General features: G+C 40.3%; 14 protein-coding genes. 12 read left to right on the top strand and 2 right to left on the bottom strand.

Annotation, left to right across the window (positions count from 1 at the left end; genetic code table 11):
* The first annotated feature begins 23 nt into the window (after positions 1-23).
* The 12 genes from fabG to BV214_RS07070 all read left to right on the top strand — a co-directional run bounded on the left by fabG (position 24) and on the right by BV214_RS07070 (position 13077).
* Complete coding sequence (gene fabG / locus BV214_RS07125; protein ID WP_086476801.1) at positions 24-773, top strand: 3-oxoacyl-[acyl-carrier-protein] reductase; 750 nt, start codon at positions 24-26, stop codon at positions 771-773.
* Positions 774-884: 111 nt separating this feature from the next.
* Positions 885-2918, top strand: coding sequence for a vWA domain-containing protein (locus tag BV214_RS07120; protein WP_086476800.1), 2034 nt, complete (start codon positions 885-887; stop codon positions 2916-2918).
* 12 nt (positions 2919-2930) lie between these two features.
* Positions 2931-3746 carry a prohibitin family protein gene (locus BV214_RS07115; protein ID WP_086476799.1) on the top strand — a complete coding sequence of 272 codons (816 nt, stop codon included), beginning with the start codon at positions 2931-2933 and terminating at the stop codon, positions 3744-3746.
* 263 nt (positions 3747-4009) lie between these two features.
* Entirely contained in the window at positions 4010-4867 is an 858-nt protein-coding gene (gene hisG, locus BV214_RS07110; protein ID WP_086476798.1) for an ATP phosphoribosyltransferase, read from the top strand.
* Between the two features lie 55 nt (positions 4868-4922).
* Positions 4923-6203 (top strand): histidinol dehydrogenase, encoded by a 1281-nt coding sequence (gene hisD / locus BV214_RS07105; protein WP_086476797.1) that lies wholly within the window; start codon positions 4923-4925, stop codon positions 6201-6203.
* A 69-nt stretch (positions 6204-6272) separates the two neighbouring features.
* Positions 6273-7331, top strand: coding sequence for a histidinol-phosphate transaminase (gene hisC, locus BV214_RS07100; protein WP_086476796.1), 1059 nt, complete (start codon positions 6273-6275; stop codon positions 7329-7331).
* Positions 7332-7333: 2 nt separating this feature from the next.
* Entirely contained in the window at positions 7334-8512 is a 1179-nt protein-coding gene (gene hisB / locus BV214_RS07095) for a bifunctional histidinol-phosphatase/imidazoleglycerol-phosphate dehydratase HisB (RefSeq protein WP_086476795.1), read from the top strand.
* 32 nt (positions 8513-8544) lie between these two features.
* Complete coding sequence (hisH, locus tag BV214_RS07090; RefSeq protein ID WP_086476794.1) at positions 8545-9132, top strand: imidazole glycerol phosphate synthase subunit HisH; 588 nt, start codon at positions 8545-8547, stop codon at positions 9130-9132.
* Positions 9133-9148: 16 nt separating this feature from the next.
* Positions 9149-9877 (top strand): 1-(5-phosphoribosyl)-5-[(5-phosphoribosylamino)methylideneamino]imidazole-4-carboxamide isomerase, encoded by a 729-nt coding sequence (gene hisA / locus BV214_RS07085; RefSeq protein WP_086476793.1) that lies wholly within the window; start codon positions 9149-9151, stop codon positions 9875-9877.
* Between the two features lie 74 nt (positions 9878-9951).
* On the top strand, positions 9952-10707 hold the full coding sequence (gene hisF / locus BV214_RS07080; protein WP_086476792.1) for an imidazole glycerol phosphate synthase subunit HisF: 756 nt from the start codon (positions 9952-9954) through the stop codon (positions 10705-10707).
* A gap of 82 nt (positions 10708-10789) precedes the next feature.
* Complete coding sequence (gene hisIE / locus BV214_RS07075) at positions 10790-11407, top strand: bifunctional phosphoribosyl-AMP cyclohydrolase/phosphoribosyl-ATP diphosphatase HisIE (RefSeq protein ID WP_086476791.1); 618 nt, start codon at positions 10790-10792, stop codon at positions 11405-11407.
* Between the two features lie 257 nt (positions 11408-11664).
* Positions 11665-13077: a Gfo/Idh/MocA family protein gene (locus tag BV214_RS07070; RefSeq protein ID WP_086476790.1), complete on the top strand. Its 1413-nt coding sequence runs from the start codon at positions 11665-11667 to the stop codon at positions 13075-13077.
* Between the two features lie 115 nt (positions 13078-13192).
* Here BV214_RS07070 and BV214_RS07065 read toward each other — a convergent pair whose 3' ends face one another.
* Both BV214_RS07065 and BV214_RS16895 read right to left on the bottom strand, forming a co-directional pair.
* Complete coding sequence (locus BV214_RS07065; RefSeq protein WP_140157737.1) at positions 13193-14011, bottom strand: DUF1853 family protein; 819 nt, start codon at positions 14009-14011, stop codon at positions 13193-13195.
* Positions 14012-14282: 271 nt separating this feature from the next.
* Positions 14283-14657 (bottom strand): hypothetical protein, encoded by a 375-nt coding sequence (locus tag BV214_RS16895; RefSeq protein ID WP_217868664.1) that lies wholly within the window; start codon positions 14655-14657, stop codon positions 14283-14285.
* Positions 14658-14661 lie beyond the last annotated feature (4 nt).

The following is a 14661-nucleotide window of genomic DNA, read 5'->3' as shown; positions in this document are numbered from 1 at the left end:
TACATAACTAAGAAATTATAAAAATGAAGCTACTAGAAGGAAAAAATGCAATTATTACAGGTGCCAGTAGGGGGATAGGAATGGGAATAGCACAGGTTTTCGCTCAACATGGAGCAAACGTGGCCTTCACCTATAGTTCCAGTGAAGCCCCAGCACTAGCCTTGGAAAAGGAACTTACGGCCTTGGGTGTTAAAGCCAAAGCGTATAAGAGTAACGCAGCAAGTTTTGAAGATTCCGAAAAATTGGTAGCCCAAGTATTGGAGGATTTTGACGGGGTAATCGATATTTTGATTAACAATGCCGGTATCACCAAAGATAACCTTCTTATGAGAATGGGGGAGGACGATTTTGATTCTGTGATTGAAATTAACCTTAAGTCGGTCTTTAACATGACCAAAGCCGTACAACGCACCATGTTAAAACAACGAAAAGGCTCTATTGTAAATATGAGTAGCGTGGTTGGGGTAAAAGGAAATGCCGGACAAGCCAACTATGCAGCTTCCAAAGCAGGAATGATCGGATTTACCAAATCTATTGCCTTAGAGTTGGGGTCTAGAAATATCCGTTGTAATGCCATTGCTCCAGGATTTATAGAAACGGAAATGACCGATAAATTGGATGAAAAGGTTGTTCAGGGATGGAGAGACGGAATTCCTTTAAAGCGTGGTGGTGCTCCTGAAGATGTTGCCAATGCTTGTTTATTCTTAGCCTCAGATCTATCGGCCTATATCACAGGACAGGTGCTGAATGTGGATGGAGGTATGCTTACTTAGGTCTGTTTGGGCTATGAATAGTTGCCCTTCAGTATAACGCAGTTATATTCAATTAAAAAGCATCGTTTTATTCCGTAAACGTTTTAAAACGATGCTTAAACTTCTTTTTTAATGCAAACAGCTACAGTTCTATACATATTGCTTGCAGCAATTGCTTCGTTAGCACTTGTACTGTTTCAATACAAATACAGGGTTAAGGGAGATAAAAAAATCCTCTGGGGGCTTTCCCTGCTTCGTTTTATAGCTGTATTTGGTATTTTATTATTATTCTTAAACCCTAAATTTGAACGGAGAAGCCTTACTACCGAAAAACCAAATTTAGTGGTCTTGGCAGATAATTCCTCCTCCATACATCCAGGGGAAGGCGATAAGATCAAAACTGTAATATCCCATCTTCAGGCTGCCAAGAACAGCTTACAGGAACAGTTTAGCGTATTCACCTATACGTTTGGAAACCAGCTAAAGGAAGGGGATAGCCTTACCTTTAGTGAAAACAACACCAATATATCCCAAGCCCTGTCCGCAATAAATGGGGTCTTTGGTAAAACTAACACCGCAGTACTTCTCCTTACTGATGGCAATCAAACCTTGGGGGAAGACTATGAGTTTTATGGGCAAAGGCAAAATCTCCCTATTTATCCCATGGTGGTTGGCGATACCACTACCTATGAAGACCTAGCCATAACCCGAGTCAACAACAATCGTTACGGTTTTCTCAACAGTAAATTTCCTTTAGAAATCTTTGTAACCTATAAGGGAAGGAATTCGGTAACCTCCCAATTGCAAATTTTTCTAAATAACGGATTAGTACATCAAGAGCGTATATCCCTTTCCAATACCAATAGTGCTAAAACCGTACAGGTACAACTACAGGCCAAAAGTGTGGGGGTAAAGGATATTAGGGTTAAAATAGCTCCCCTTTCCAATGAGAAAAACACAGGGAACAATGAAAGACGTGTGGCTATGGAGGTTTTGGATGAAGGCACTAAAATTGCCCTGATATCCAATATGTTGCATCCAGATCTTGGGGCCCTTAAAAAAATAGTGGAAAGCAATGAACAACGCTCCCTTGAACATTATAAATCTTCCATAGATATATCAGAACTTGATAAGGTAGATCTTTTTATTCTTTATCAACCGGATGCGTCCTTTGAAGAGATTTATAAACAGCTAGCCTTGCGAAAAGCCAATTACCTGACTATCGGTGGCAACCAAACCAATTGGCGAGTACTAACTAGAAACCAAGAAGGGGTACAAGTGGAAAGCGGTTATCCTATTCAGGAGCTTTTTGCTATTTCCAATCCAGGGTTCACCAAGTATGATATCGCCAATTTTTCTTTTGATGGGTTCCCTCCCTTGGAAAGTTCTGCAGGTCCTGTTAGCATCTCATTAGAACAGGAAGGTTTGTTAACGATGAGCAGTAAGGGGATAGTGTTAGAAAGTCCGCTGCTTACCGTAATGGAAGATCAAGGTGTAAGATCTGCCCTGTTGTTAGGGGAGAACCTCTGGAAATGGCGGTTGCACGCTTATAGAGAAGAAGGTAGTTTTAAAAATTTTGACGATTTTTTCGGGAAGTTAATTTTTTACTTATCCACCAATACTGCAAAGGAAAGGTTTAGCCTGAACTTTTCCCCCATTTATAACCATAGTAATGAGGCAATAATACAGGCCACCTATTACGATAAAGCATTTAGGTTAGATCCTAACGCATCGATTAACATTAAAGTGAAGGATAGCGTCACTAACCAACAGCATGAGGCGCCAATGCTGCTAAAAGGCAACTATTTTGAGGCCGACTTAAGGAGTTTAGGGCCCGGAACCTATAGTTTTACCACTACTGTAGAAAATGAAAATATAAATGAAAAAGGAAGTTTTACCATCCTGGATTTTGAGGTAGAAAAGCAATTTACTTCCAGTAACTATTTAAAGCTGCAGCGATTGGCAGACCACACAGGAGGGAAGCTTTTCTTTCCCGAACAGTTAGACAGTTTGGTGCAAACACTAGCGGCAGACCAAAGCTATGTCCCTACTCAGATAAGCAAACTAATTATTGTATCTTTGGTCGATTTCAGAATAATTTTGGGAATCATTGTGTTGGCATTGACACTGGAATGGATCATTAGAAAATTTAATGGATTAACTTAATATATAACTTGAATGGACAAATTACCAAAAATTACATTACCAATAGTATTCGTTTTAATCGTTGCTGTAATATTAGTTTCTAAATCTGCCGTTACCATCGGTTCCGGAGAAGCAGGAGTACTTTACAAAACATTCGGAGGCGGTGTTGTTACCGATCAACCACCCTTGGGAGAGGGCTTTCACCTAGTTGCTCCCTGGAACAATATTACTATTTACGAAGTGCGTCAACAAGAAGCCTTTGAAAAAATGAACGTATTGTCTTCCAATGGTTTGGATATTAAACTGGAAGCTTCTATTTGGTTTGAGCCCAAGCGAAACCAATTGGGGAAGTTACACCAGGAAAAAGGGGAAGATTATGTACGTAGGGTACTATTGCCCGCGGTTTTCTCTGCTGCGCGGTCAGTGGTGGGAAGGTATACCCCAGAGCAACTATATTCCAGCAAAAGGGACGCTATTCAGCATGAGATTTTTGAGGAGTCTAAGAAAATAGTAGAAAACCAATACATACAGTTAAACGATATCTTGGTTAGGGATGTAACCTTGCCAGCTACTATTAAAGAGGCTATTGAGCGTAAATTGAAGCAAGAGCAAGAATCCTTGGAATACGAGTTTAGGCTGGTTACAGCTCAGAAGGAGGCCGAAAAGGTAAGGATTGAAGCGCAAGGTAAGGCAGATGCTAACCAGATTTTAAGTGCATCTCTGAATGATAGAATTCTTCAAGACAAAGGGATAGATGCCACTATAAAGTTGTCCGAATCCCCTAATGCAAAAGTAATTGTTATTGGCAGTGGTGAATCTGGACTGCCTATCATTCTTGGAAATCAGTAAATCATGGCAAAAGGTGATAATATAACAATATTGGAGCAATTTGTTTAGCATAAATTCTTTAAGGTTGAAAATTAATTTTTACTTTTGTAGCACTATGTTAAACAACAAGGCACATCATCATCATTTCATTACTTGCGTTCAAGCGAGCTAGGAATGTATTGTTGTACCTAAACTATATTCTAACCCGTTTGAGCAATCAAACGGGTTTTGCATTTAAATAAGCCTGTTTGATCTGTTCAGACCAAAAAAATTAAAGAGCCAGAATGAAAAAAATTAAAATTGCTATTCAAAAAAGTGGTCGGTTAAATGAAGATTCCTTAAAAATTTTAAAGGACTGCGGAATTTCCATCGACAATGGAAAAGACCAATTAAAGGCTAGTTCGAGAAACTTCCCCTTAGAGGTCTTTTTTCTTAGGAACGGGGATATTCCTCAATATTTAAGGGATGGGGTTGTAGATATTGCAATTATTGGGGAAAATGTTTTAGTAGAGAAGGGGCACGATATCTCTGTTATTGAGAAATTGGGGTTTTCCAAATGCAAAGTTTCCTTGGCCATTCCTAAAACCATGAAATATAATTCCGTAGAAGATTTTCAAGGAAAACGAATAGCCACCTCCTATCCCAATACTGTAGAGAAATACTTAAAAAGTAAAGGGGTTCAGGCCGATCTTCATATTATTAATGGATCGGTGGAGATTGCACCAAATATTGGTTTGGCAGATGCTGTTTGTGATATTGTTTCTAGCGGAAGTACCTTATTTAAAAACAACCTAAAAGAGGTAGAGGTGATGCATACCAGTGAGGCGGTTTTGGCTGTATCGCCCAAAATATCTGCAGAAAGTACCGAGTTATTGGAAAAACTACACTTTAGAATTCAATCGGTCTTACTTGCCAGAAAAAGTAAATATGTGCTGTTGAATGCCCCCAACAATAAACTGGACGAGATCATAGATTTGTTGCCGGGAATGCGTAGCCCCACGGTACTTCCCTTGGCCGAGGAAGGTTGGAGTTCTGTACATACCGTAATTAACAAGGATAAATTTTGGGAAGTAATACAGGAGCTTAAAGAGGCAGGGGCCGAAGGGATTTTAGTGTGTCCTATAGAAAAGATGGTACTCTAATAAATCCCATTAATTTTTGCCTTTCAATTATAAAGAACATTAGTATACGCATCGGATGAAAAAAATATACAATCCCCAAAAAGTAGATTGGGCTTCCCTATTAAAGAGACCTACACAATCGGTTGCAGACATAGAGGAATTGGTAAACAACATCTTCCTAGATGTACAAAAGGAGGGAGACAAGGCCATTGAAAGCTATACCAATAAATTTGATGGGGTTTTATTGGACAATATTTCCGTTTCCAAAGAAGAAATGGAAGCAGCAGAAGTACAGGTGCCACAGGCATTAAGGTCTGCTATAGAGCTGGCTAAGGGCAATATAGAAAAGTTTCATGCCGCCCAACGTACGCATCGGGTGGAAGTAGAAACTACTGAAGGAGTTAAATGTTGGCAGGAAAAAAGACCTATTCAAAAAGTAGGCCTTTACATTCCTGGAGGTACGGCGCCGTTGTTTTCTACCATTTTAATGCTGGCCATCCCAGCTACCTTGGCCGGATGTAAGGAAATTGTACTGTGTTCGCCACCCAATAAGGAAGGGAAGTTACACCCAGCTATCCTGTATACCGCCAAACTCTGTGGGGTTAATAAAATATTTAAGGTGGGAGGCGTGCAAGCTATTGCTGGTATGACTTTTGGCACGGGAACAATCCCTCAGGTATATAAAATATTCGGACCAGGAAACCAATATGTTACGGTGGCTAAGCAAATTGCTACCAAATATGGCATTGCTATTGATATGCCTGCTGGTCCCAGTGAATTATTGGTAATGGCAGATAACTCCGCCAACGCTGCCTTTGTAGCTTCCGACCTATTAAGTCAGGCAGAACACGGAATAGATAGCCAGGTAATTTTAGTATCTACCTCCAAACAATTTATTAATGAGGTAGAAGAGGAGGTGGAATCTCAATTAGAGGCATTGCCACGAAAGGAAATTGCTCAAAAATCCATCGCAAATAGCAAACTAATCTATGTATCGGACCAAGAAACCGCCGCAGCACTCATTAATGAATATGGTCCGGAGCATTATATACTCTGTGTAGAAGACGAAAAGTTTTTCTTAGACAGGACCTATAATGCGGGCTCTGTGTTTATAGGCAACTATACCCCGGAAAGTGCTGGGGACTACGCCTCCGGAACCAATCATACCTTGCCAACCAATGGATTCGCTAAACAATATAGTGGGGTGAACTTAGATAGCTTTATGAAAGCCATAACCTTTCAGAAAATATCGGAGCAAGGAATCCAAAACATTGGAAATACTATAGAGTTGATGGCCGAAGCCGAAGGATTGTTTGCCCATAAAAATGCGGTAACGTTAAGATTAAAGAGTTTATAGATATTGGAAGGGATTAGAAGGGCAGGTAAAAAATGAAATACCGCTTCCCCTTCGTATTAACAAATAGAAATGAATTACAATACTTTTGATATTACGAGGCTGGTCCGTGAGAATGTAAAGGCGCTAAGCCCTTATTCTTCAGCAAGGGACGAATATGTCTCCGATGGATCCCAAATGGTCTTTTTGGATGCCAATGAAAATCCATTTGAGAGTGGGGTAAATAGATACCCAGACCCCCATCAAAGAACCCTTAAGGCAGCTTTGGCTTCCCATAAAGGAATACATGTAGATCAAATCCTTTTGGGAAATGGCAGTGACGAGGTTTTGGATCTTTTGTTCCGTGCCTTTTGTGAACCAAAGGAAGACCACATCATAACACTGCCCCCTACCTACGGAATGTATAAGGTATTGGCAGGTATTAATAACGTAGGGAATAAGCAAATTTTGCTAAAGGAGGATTTTGAGCCCAATGTAGAGGGAATTCTAAAGGAAGCAAATGAGAACACCAAATTGCTGTTCCTATGCTCTCCCAACAATCCAACCGCCAATAGTTTTAACAGAGGGCTGGTAGAGGAGCTATTAGTGAAATTCAATGGCTTGGTGGTCGTTGATGAGGCTTATATAGACTTTTCCAAAGAAGCGAGTTGGATGAAGGAATTAGATAACTATCCAAATCTAGTAGTTACCCAAACCTTATCTAAGGCCTATGGCATGGCAGGGGTGCGATTAGGGATCTGTTACGCTTCTAAGGATATTATTGATGTTCTCAATAAAATAAAAGCGCCCTATAATGTAAATGAATTAAGCCAGAAGCGGGCCTTACAACGCATCTTGGACGAGGAGACGGTGAATAGGGAGATTCAGGATATTTTATCTGAAAGAGCTGCTTTATCCAGAATATTGGGGCAATTGAGCTTTGTGGAAAAGGTATACGCCTCGGATGCAAACTTTATTTTGGCGAAGGTAGATAATGCCAACAAAAGATATAATCAATTATTGGCAAACGGAATTGTAGTAAGGAATAGAACAACAGATCCTCTCTGTGAAAACACCTTGCGTTTTACCGTGGGAACCAAAGAAGAGAATTTAAAGTTAATAACAGTATTACAAAATATAACAACCGCTTAATTATGAGTATTGAAATAAGTAAAGATGCTGCCCAAATTGGCGAGACAGGGAAAAAGGTGCTTTTTATTGATCGTGACGGTACCATGATCAAAGAACCTGCAGATGAGCAGATAGATGCTTTTGAGAAATTGGAGTTTTATCCGAAGGCAATTACCTATTTGGCTAAGATAGCCAAGGAGCTAGATTATGAATTGGTGATGGTTACCAATCAGGACGGACTGGGGACAGAATCTTACCCCGAAAATACCTTTTGGCCCATCCACAATTTCATAATGGAGACCTTTAAAGGGGAGGGCGTTGTTTTCGATAAGGTATTTATGGATAGGAGTTTCCCACATGAGAATTTGGAAACCCGTAAACCTCGTACAGGGCTATTGACCGAATATTTCACAGAGGCCTACGACCTCACTAACTCCTTTGTGATTGGAGATCGTTTAACGGATATAGAACTAGCCAAAAACCTTGGTGCAAAGGGTATTTTCATAAATGACGAAACTAATTTTGGGGTGGGAGAGATAAGCGTGCAACGTAAAGATCTAGACCCTTATATCGCGTTAGAAAGCAATGACTGGGAAAAGATATATGAGTTTTTAAAATTAGAAAACAGGGTTTCTGAAACTTATAGAAAAACCCATGAAACCGATATTTATATAAAATTGAACCTAGACGGTACCGGGAAAAGCAATATTGATACCGGACTACCTTTCTTTGATCATATGTTGGATCAATTGGCTAGACACGGTCATATGGATCTAGATATAAAGGTAAAGGGGGACCTGGAAATAGATGAGCACCATACCATTGAAGATACTGGAATTGCTTTGGGGGAGGTATTCCACAAAGCATTGGGTAATAAATTAGGAATGGAGCGCTATGGCTTCTGTTTACCTATGGACGATTGCTTGGCTCAGGTAGCTATAGATTTTGGTGGTCGCAATTGGTTGGTATGGGAGGCCGATTTTAAGCGGGAAATGATAGGTAAAATGCCTACGGAAATGTTTCACCATTTCTTTAAGTCGTTTACGGACGGGGCAAAGGCTAACCTAAATATTAAGGCAGAGGGAACCAATGAACACCACAAGATAGAAGCTATTTTTAAGGCATTTGCCAAGGCCATAAAGATGGCATTGAAGCGCGATGTGGAGAAACTGGTACTTCCAAGTACCAAAGGCGTACTGTAAGCCATAAAACCAAGCATCTAAAGAATAGCAGAATGAAAATTGTAATAATAGACTACGGGGCTGGGAATATTCAAAGCATTAAATTTGCTATTCAACGCCTGGGGTACCAGGCGGTACTTAGTTCCGATGTAGAAGAAATTGTGGCAGCAGACAAAGTTATTTTTCCAGGTGTTGGGGAGGCTAGTAGTGCCATGAATAAATTACGGGAAAGTAAATTGGATGGCTTAATTCCACAATTAAAGCAACCTGTGTTGGGTATCTGTTTGGGTATGCAGCTAATGTGTAACCATTCTCAAGAAGGCGATACTAAGGGACTAGGAATTTTTGACGTAGAAGTATCCCAATTTCCTAATTCGGTAAAAGTTCCCCAAATTGGTTGGAATCAGATTAGTCAACTTAAGTCGGACCTATTCAGTGAGGTGAGGGAAGACGAACACGTTTATATGGTCCATAGCTTTTATGCAGCAGTTTGTGAAGCAACTATTGCCCAGTCTAACTATGGACTGGATTATAGCGCGGCTCTGCAAAAAGATAACTTTTATGGAACTCAATTTCATCCCGAAAAAAGTAGCGTGGTGGGTGAGCGGATATTGAAAAACTTTCTTGTAAATATCAATTAGTGAATAAAACAATAACATGAGAATTATACCGGCAATAGATATAATAGACGGAAAATGTGTTCGTCTTTCCAAAGGGGATTACGATACCAAGAAAATTTACAATGAATATCCATTGGAAGTGGCCAAGGAATTTGAGGCCCATGGGATAAAACACCTCCACTTGGTAGATTTAGACGGTGCCAAGGCAAATCATATTGTCAACTATAAGGTGTTAGAGCGGATCGCTTCCAAAACCAGCTTGAAAATCGATTTCGGTGGTGGACTAAAAGCCAATGAGGATCTAAGGATTGCTTTTGAAAGTGGGGCCGATCAAATTACAGGGGGAAGTATCGCTGTGAAGGATCCCGAAACATTTAAAACATGGATTACGACCTATGGGGGCGATAAAATTATTTTAGGTGCCGATGCTAAGGATGAAATGGTGGCTGTTTCTGGATGGACCGAAGAGTCCAACGAGGAATTAATCCCGTTTATACAAAGCTATCAGAAGGAAGGAATAAAGTCGGTTATCTGTACAGATATCAGTAAGGATGGTATGTTGCAAGGGCCTTCTTTTGAGCTGTACGAAAGAATAATTTCAATTTGTGGGCCACAACTACAACTTATTGCGAGCGGTGGCATCGCTACCTTTGAGGAACTACCCAAATTGGCTGAATTGGGATGCGAAGGCACCATCATTGGAAAGGCAATTTATGAAAACAAGATTTCGCTAAAACAATTGGAAGAATTTATTTTGGCCAATTAGTACGTATAATAAAAAGCTATGGCCATATTCACCCTAAAAAGTTATAATGGGTAGGCCAACCATAATATTTTAAAATGCTGACAAAAAGAATCATACCCTGTTTAGATATCAAAAATGGGAGGACCGTTAAAGGGGTTAACTTTGTAGACCTACGTGATGCTGGAGATCCGGTAGAATTGGCAGAGATTTATGCCAAGACCGGTGCAGATGAACTGGTATTCTTAGATATCTCTGCAACAGAAGAAGGTAGGCGCACCATGGCAGACCTTGTTTTACGGGTTGCCGAAAAAGTGAATATACCCTTTACTGTCGGTGGGGGAATCTCTTCCGTAGCAGATGTGGACATCCTACTGCAGAATGGTGCCGATAAAGTATCCATCAATTCCTCCGCTGTGAAAAATCCACAGTTAATCAATGATTTGGTGGCTAAGTTTGGTTCACAATGTATTGTAGTGGCCATTGATGCAAAAGAGGTAGATGGGGAGTGGATTGTGCATTTAGTAGGAGGAAAGGTCCCTACCGAGCTTAATCTTTTTGATTGGGCTAAGGAAGTGGAAGCGCGTGGTGCAGGTGAAATTTTATTCACTAGTATGAATCACGACGGAACCAAAAACGGATTTGCCAATGAGGCTTTGGCAAAATTGTCCACGGAATTAAACATCCCGATAATTGCCTCTGGAGGAGCGGGTACAATTGCCCATTTCACCGACGCGTTCACCAAAGGGAAAGCAGACGCCGCTTTGGCAGCAAGTGTATTTCATTTTAAGGAAATAGCCATAAAAGAATTAAAGGAAGAATTGCATAGCAAAGACATTCCCGTTAGATTATAAATCGTAAAGGGGCAATGCCATAAAGGGATATACAAGTACGTGTACTCTTTATCGTTATCTCCACTACAACAAGCATAGAACAATGACCATAGATTTCAATAAAAACAAGGACGGATTGGTGCCAGCCGTCATACAAGACGCGAAGACAAAGAATGTACTTATGCTGGGCTATATGAACCAAGAAGCCTATGCGCACACCATAGAGACCAAAAAAGTCACCTTCTTTAGTCGCACTAAAAATAGACTGTGGACCAAGGGAGAGGAAAGCGGTAATTTCCTAAACTTGGTAACCATAAAGTCAGACTGCGACAATGATACGCTTTTAGTGACTGTAGAACCAGTGGGGCCTACTTGTCATAAGGGGACGGACACCTGTTGGGGTGAGGAGAATTTGGAGCGCTATGGATTTTTGAGTGAGTTAGAGGGAGTTATCGCAGATAGAAAGGCACAAGCAGAAGGGAAGGAACCTAATCCTGAGTATAAAGCTAGTTATGTTTCCTCCCTATATCAAAGCGGCATCAATAAAATAGCCCAAAAAGTGGGTGAGGAAGCCGTGGAAGTGGTGATAGAGGCCATGGATAAAAACGACTCACTCTTCCTGGATGAAAGTGCCGATCTGCTTTTTCATTATCTCATATTGCTGCAGGCAAAAGGCTACCAATTGAAAGATATTGTAAAAGTATTGGAGACACGCCACTAGCAATATCCAAAGGGGGCCATACACGGTCTAGGTTTGGCTAACGCTATAATCCTTCAATAGTCCACACCCTAGGGGTATTAATATTTAAAAGACTCTAAAGCTCATCTTGGAGGCCCATCTGGACTAGTTATAATTCTTAAGTCTTATCAAAAACCTGTTATAAATTGTTTAATTTATAACAGGATAAATTTTAAATTAAAAATTAATACTATCTTGAGCACTTGGAATTTTGGAATAATTAACAACATAAATAGGAAATGAAGTCAAATAGGAGAGATTTTATAAGAAAATCATCCATTGCTGGTATGGGATTGGCAATGGCACAAGGATGGGCAAGCTCTTTGTCTAATAAAAATTTTAATGAAGCACCTACGCCAAGTTTAGGTGCTAAGTATATGGGTGGTTTTTCTGCTCCTAAATTGGATACAGTTAAATGTGCTTTTATTGGAGTAGGTGCTCGTGGTTCTAGTCACGCACATCAAATTGCTTCTATAGAAGGTACTGAGGTGGTTGCTATTTCCGATCTTTATGAGGATAACGCTCAAAGATCTGCAGATAAATGCAAGGAGAATGGTAAAGGTACCCGTCACCAAAAGATTAAATTATATACCAAAGGAGAAAACGACTGGAAGAAAATGCTGAAAAGGGAAAAGCCCGATGCAGTTTTCGTAAGTACTCCTTGGAAATTACACGCCCCTATGGCCATTGAGGCTATGAAAAGTGGAGCGCACGTTTTTGTAGAAGTCCCACTTGCCCTGACCATTGAGGAGATGTGGGAGATTGTAGATACTTCCGAAAAGACTCAGAAGCACTGTATGATGATGGAAAACGTTAACTACGGTAGGGAGGAGCTTTTATATCTAAATATGTGTAGGCAAGGCGTTCTTGGAGAACTTTTACATGGGGAAGCTTCCTATATCCATGAACTTCGTTTTCAAATGAATGAGGTAGAGCGTGGAACCGGTTCTTGGCGTACACCACACTATGCACATCGTAATGGTAATTTATATCCTACACATGGTTTAGGGCCAGTTGCCCAATACATGAATTTAGCAAGAGGCGAGGACAACTTTAAATTTATAAACTCCTTTTCCTCACCAGCGAAAGGCCGACAATTGTATGCTGCCAAAAATTTCCCAGCTGATCATAAATGGAATCAGTTAGATTATAAGGGAGGAGATATTAACACGTCTATTGTAAAGACCCACCTAGGTAGGACCATTATGGTACAGTGGGATGAGACTAGCCCTAGACCGTATACCAGACATAATTTAATACAAGGTACAAAAGGTACTATGCAAGGGTTCCCAACAAGAATTGCCTTAGAAGGCGGATTTGAAGGAGGTCCAAAGGACCACCACTCTTGGGGACAAGGTGAGCAGCTCGCAAAGATTTATGAGAAGTATGAGCATCCTTTATACCTTAGATTAGGAGAATTATCTAGGAAAATGGGCGGACACGGTGGAATGGATTTTATGATGCTCTACCGAATTGTAGAGTGTCTACGTAATGGCCAGCCATTAGACCAAAACGTATACGAAGGTTGTTATTGGAGTGCCGTAGGTACTTTGAGTGAGGCCTCTGTAGCTCAAAATGGAGCACCGCAAGAGTTTCCAGATTTCACAAGAGGAAGATGGGAAACTACGGCGCCCTTAGATATTATAAGTTAATAGTTTAAGTGTTTTTTTTTAGTATAAGCCGTTTATTTCCTAAGGGAAGTAAACGGCTTTTTTATTTCCAATACCTATAAAGTCCGCCAGCAGTGCACCCTGTTTATGGGGATATCTAGGGAGTACGCCAAAGAATAAAAATCTTAGACAATTCCATGGCGCTTTTTTTAACCCATAACATGGGCGCACTGTTATTTTCCAAACGGGGTAAAATGCTATCCAATATATCTTTATAGGAACACCATTCCACCTCATTATAGGGTGGTAAAAGCCATTCTATTTTGGTGGGTAAATAATACTGATAGGATGTAAACTCTTCCCTTTCAAAATCCACATTGCTAATCCAGCTGCCCCTTATACAGTCGGAGTTAAATGGGGTTACATCCATCTTTGTACTATAGTAAGGAGTGAATAATTGAGATTTAAAACATACCAGCTTACTTAAGTCTTTGGCATCAATTCCATATTCCTTTAAGGTGTTTCTCCCTTCCTTATGGGAAGATAAAGGTAATTGGTGACTTATTATTCTTTCCTTCTTTTGCATGTAGGTATCCCTAAAATTAGGGCCAAGCAGTTGTTCTTCCATGGGAGTGTTTTGGACTCCCGTTACTATATAAAACTTGTAGGTGAGCTCTAAGTGAATAGGTTTTCCCGTAATCAAATCCCGGAGAATGAAGTCGAACTCCCCAAGCGTTATTTTATTCTTCCTAACGGGCACATTGGTAGCAAGTACCTTATACCTGTGATTATGCAATAGCAATTGATGAAATACAAACTCCAATTGATGACCTAGCCTAAGCTGCTTCGGAATGGGAAGCGGGGAAAAGTCCTGAAGATTGATCCCTGGAAAAACAAATTGCTCCAACCCCTCGTAGTTATCATACCACAAAGGAGGAGTTTTTTGAAAAGCATCATAAATAGAAAGTGTTTTCATGCTTGTTACCTTCTTAGCTTCTAAAAATAAGTTGGTATAATGGGCCTGCAAAACATTTTGTACCTAAACCAATCTGAGCTCACTAAAATTACTAAACGCCCCGTGGAGGCCTGGGTTCCCGCAAAAAGGTTCAATAAAACTACCTAACAAAATGGAACTCTTTTATTAAATAAAGGTAGCCCCTAGGTTTTGTCCACTAAACTAAGGGCTACCTTGTATGCAGAAATGAATCCAATCCAAAGTCAAAAGAACTGGCCGTTAAAACGTTTTCTTAAAAATCGGATTCGTCTTTTTTAGATGGTTCATCACTACCCCTAAAGCGTTTATAAGGTATTGGGTTCCATGTTCTATATTTCAAGTCTTTAGCTTTTACCGGATAGGGAATGTCTTTTAATATTCTTTGGGCTACCTCCAATTCGCGAACAGCTTCCTCTTTATCTTGATACATAAATTCATCGGACGCCACGGGCGGGGCTTGCTCTAACTTTTCCTCCAGGTCTTGTATCACCATATTTTGTTGAGATCGTGCTGCTTCCCGGGCCTCTGTAATCCAAGCAGGCTGTAAGTTGCGATTGCTGTCCCCAAGACTGCTGTATTCATTAAATATGTCCCTATAGATTCGGTCTGCATTTAATCGGATATCCAAATTA

Origin of the sequence: Arenibacter amylolyticus, assembly GCF_002150785.1 — a bacterium.
GTDB lineage: Bacteria > Bacteroidota > Bacteroidia > Flavobacteriales > Flavobacteriaceae > Arenibacter > Arenibacter amylolyticus.
Note: the sequence above shows the minus strand (reverse complement) of the source record. Positions and strands in the feature narration are given on the sequence as shown.

Coding starts and splice junctions, on each gene's coding strand:
- fabG (WP_086476801.1), top strand. CDS start 24: ATGAAGCTACTAGAAGGAAAAAATGCAATTATTACAGGTGCCAGTAGG.
- BV214_RS07120 (WP_086476800.1), top strand. CDS start 885: ATGCAAACAGCTACAGTTCTATACATATTGCTTGCAGCAATTGCTTCG.
- BV214_RS07115 (WP_086476799.1), top strand. CDS start 2,931: ATGGACAAATTACCAAAAATTACATTACCAATAGTATTCGTTTTAATC.
- hisG (WP_086476798.1), top strand. CDS start 4,010: ATGAAAAAAATTAAAATTGCTATTCAAAAAAGTGGTCGGTTAAATGAA.
- hisD (WP_086476797.1), top strand. CDS start 4,923: ATGAAAAAAATATACAATCCCCAAAAAGTAGATTGGGCTTCCCTATTA.
- hisC (WP_086476796.1), top strand. CDS start 6,273: ATGAATTACAATACTTTTGATATTACGAGGCTGGTCCGTGAGAATGTA.
- hisB (WP_086476795.1), top strand. CDS start 7,334: ATGAGTATTGAAATAAGTAAAGATGCTGCCCAAATTGGCGAGACAGGG.
- hisH (WP_086476794.1), top strand. CDS start 8,545: ATGAAAATTGTAATAATAGACTACGGGGCTGGGAATATTCAAAGCATT.
- hisA (WP_086476793.1), top strand. CDS start 9,149: ATGAGAATTATACCGGCAATAGATATAATAGACGGAAAATGTGTTCGT.
- hisF (WP_086476792.1), top strand. CDS start 9,952: ATGCTGACAAAAAGAATCATACCCTGTTTAGATATCAAAAATGGGAGG.
- hisIE (WP_086476791.1), top strand. CDS start 10,790: ATGACCATAGATTTCAATAAAAACAAGGACGGATTGGTGCCAGCCGTC.
- BV214_RS07070 (WP_086476790.1), top strand. CDS start 11,665: ATGAAGTCAAATAGGAGAGATTTTATAAGAAAATCATCCATTGCTGGT.
- BV214_RS07065 (WP_140157737.1), bottom strand. CDS start 14,011: ATGAAAACACTTTCTATTTATGATGCTTTTCAAAAAACTCCTCCTTTG.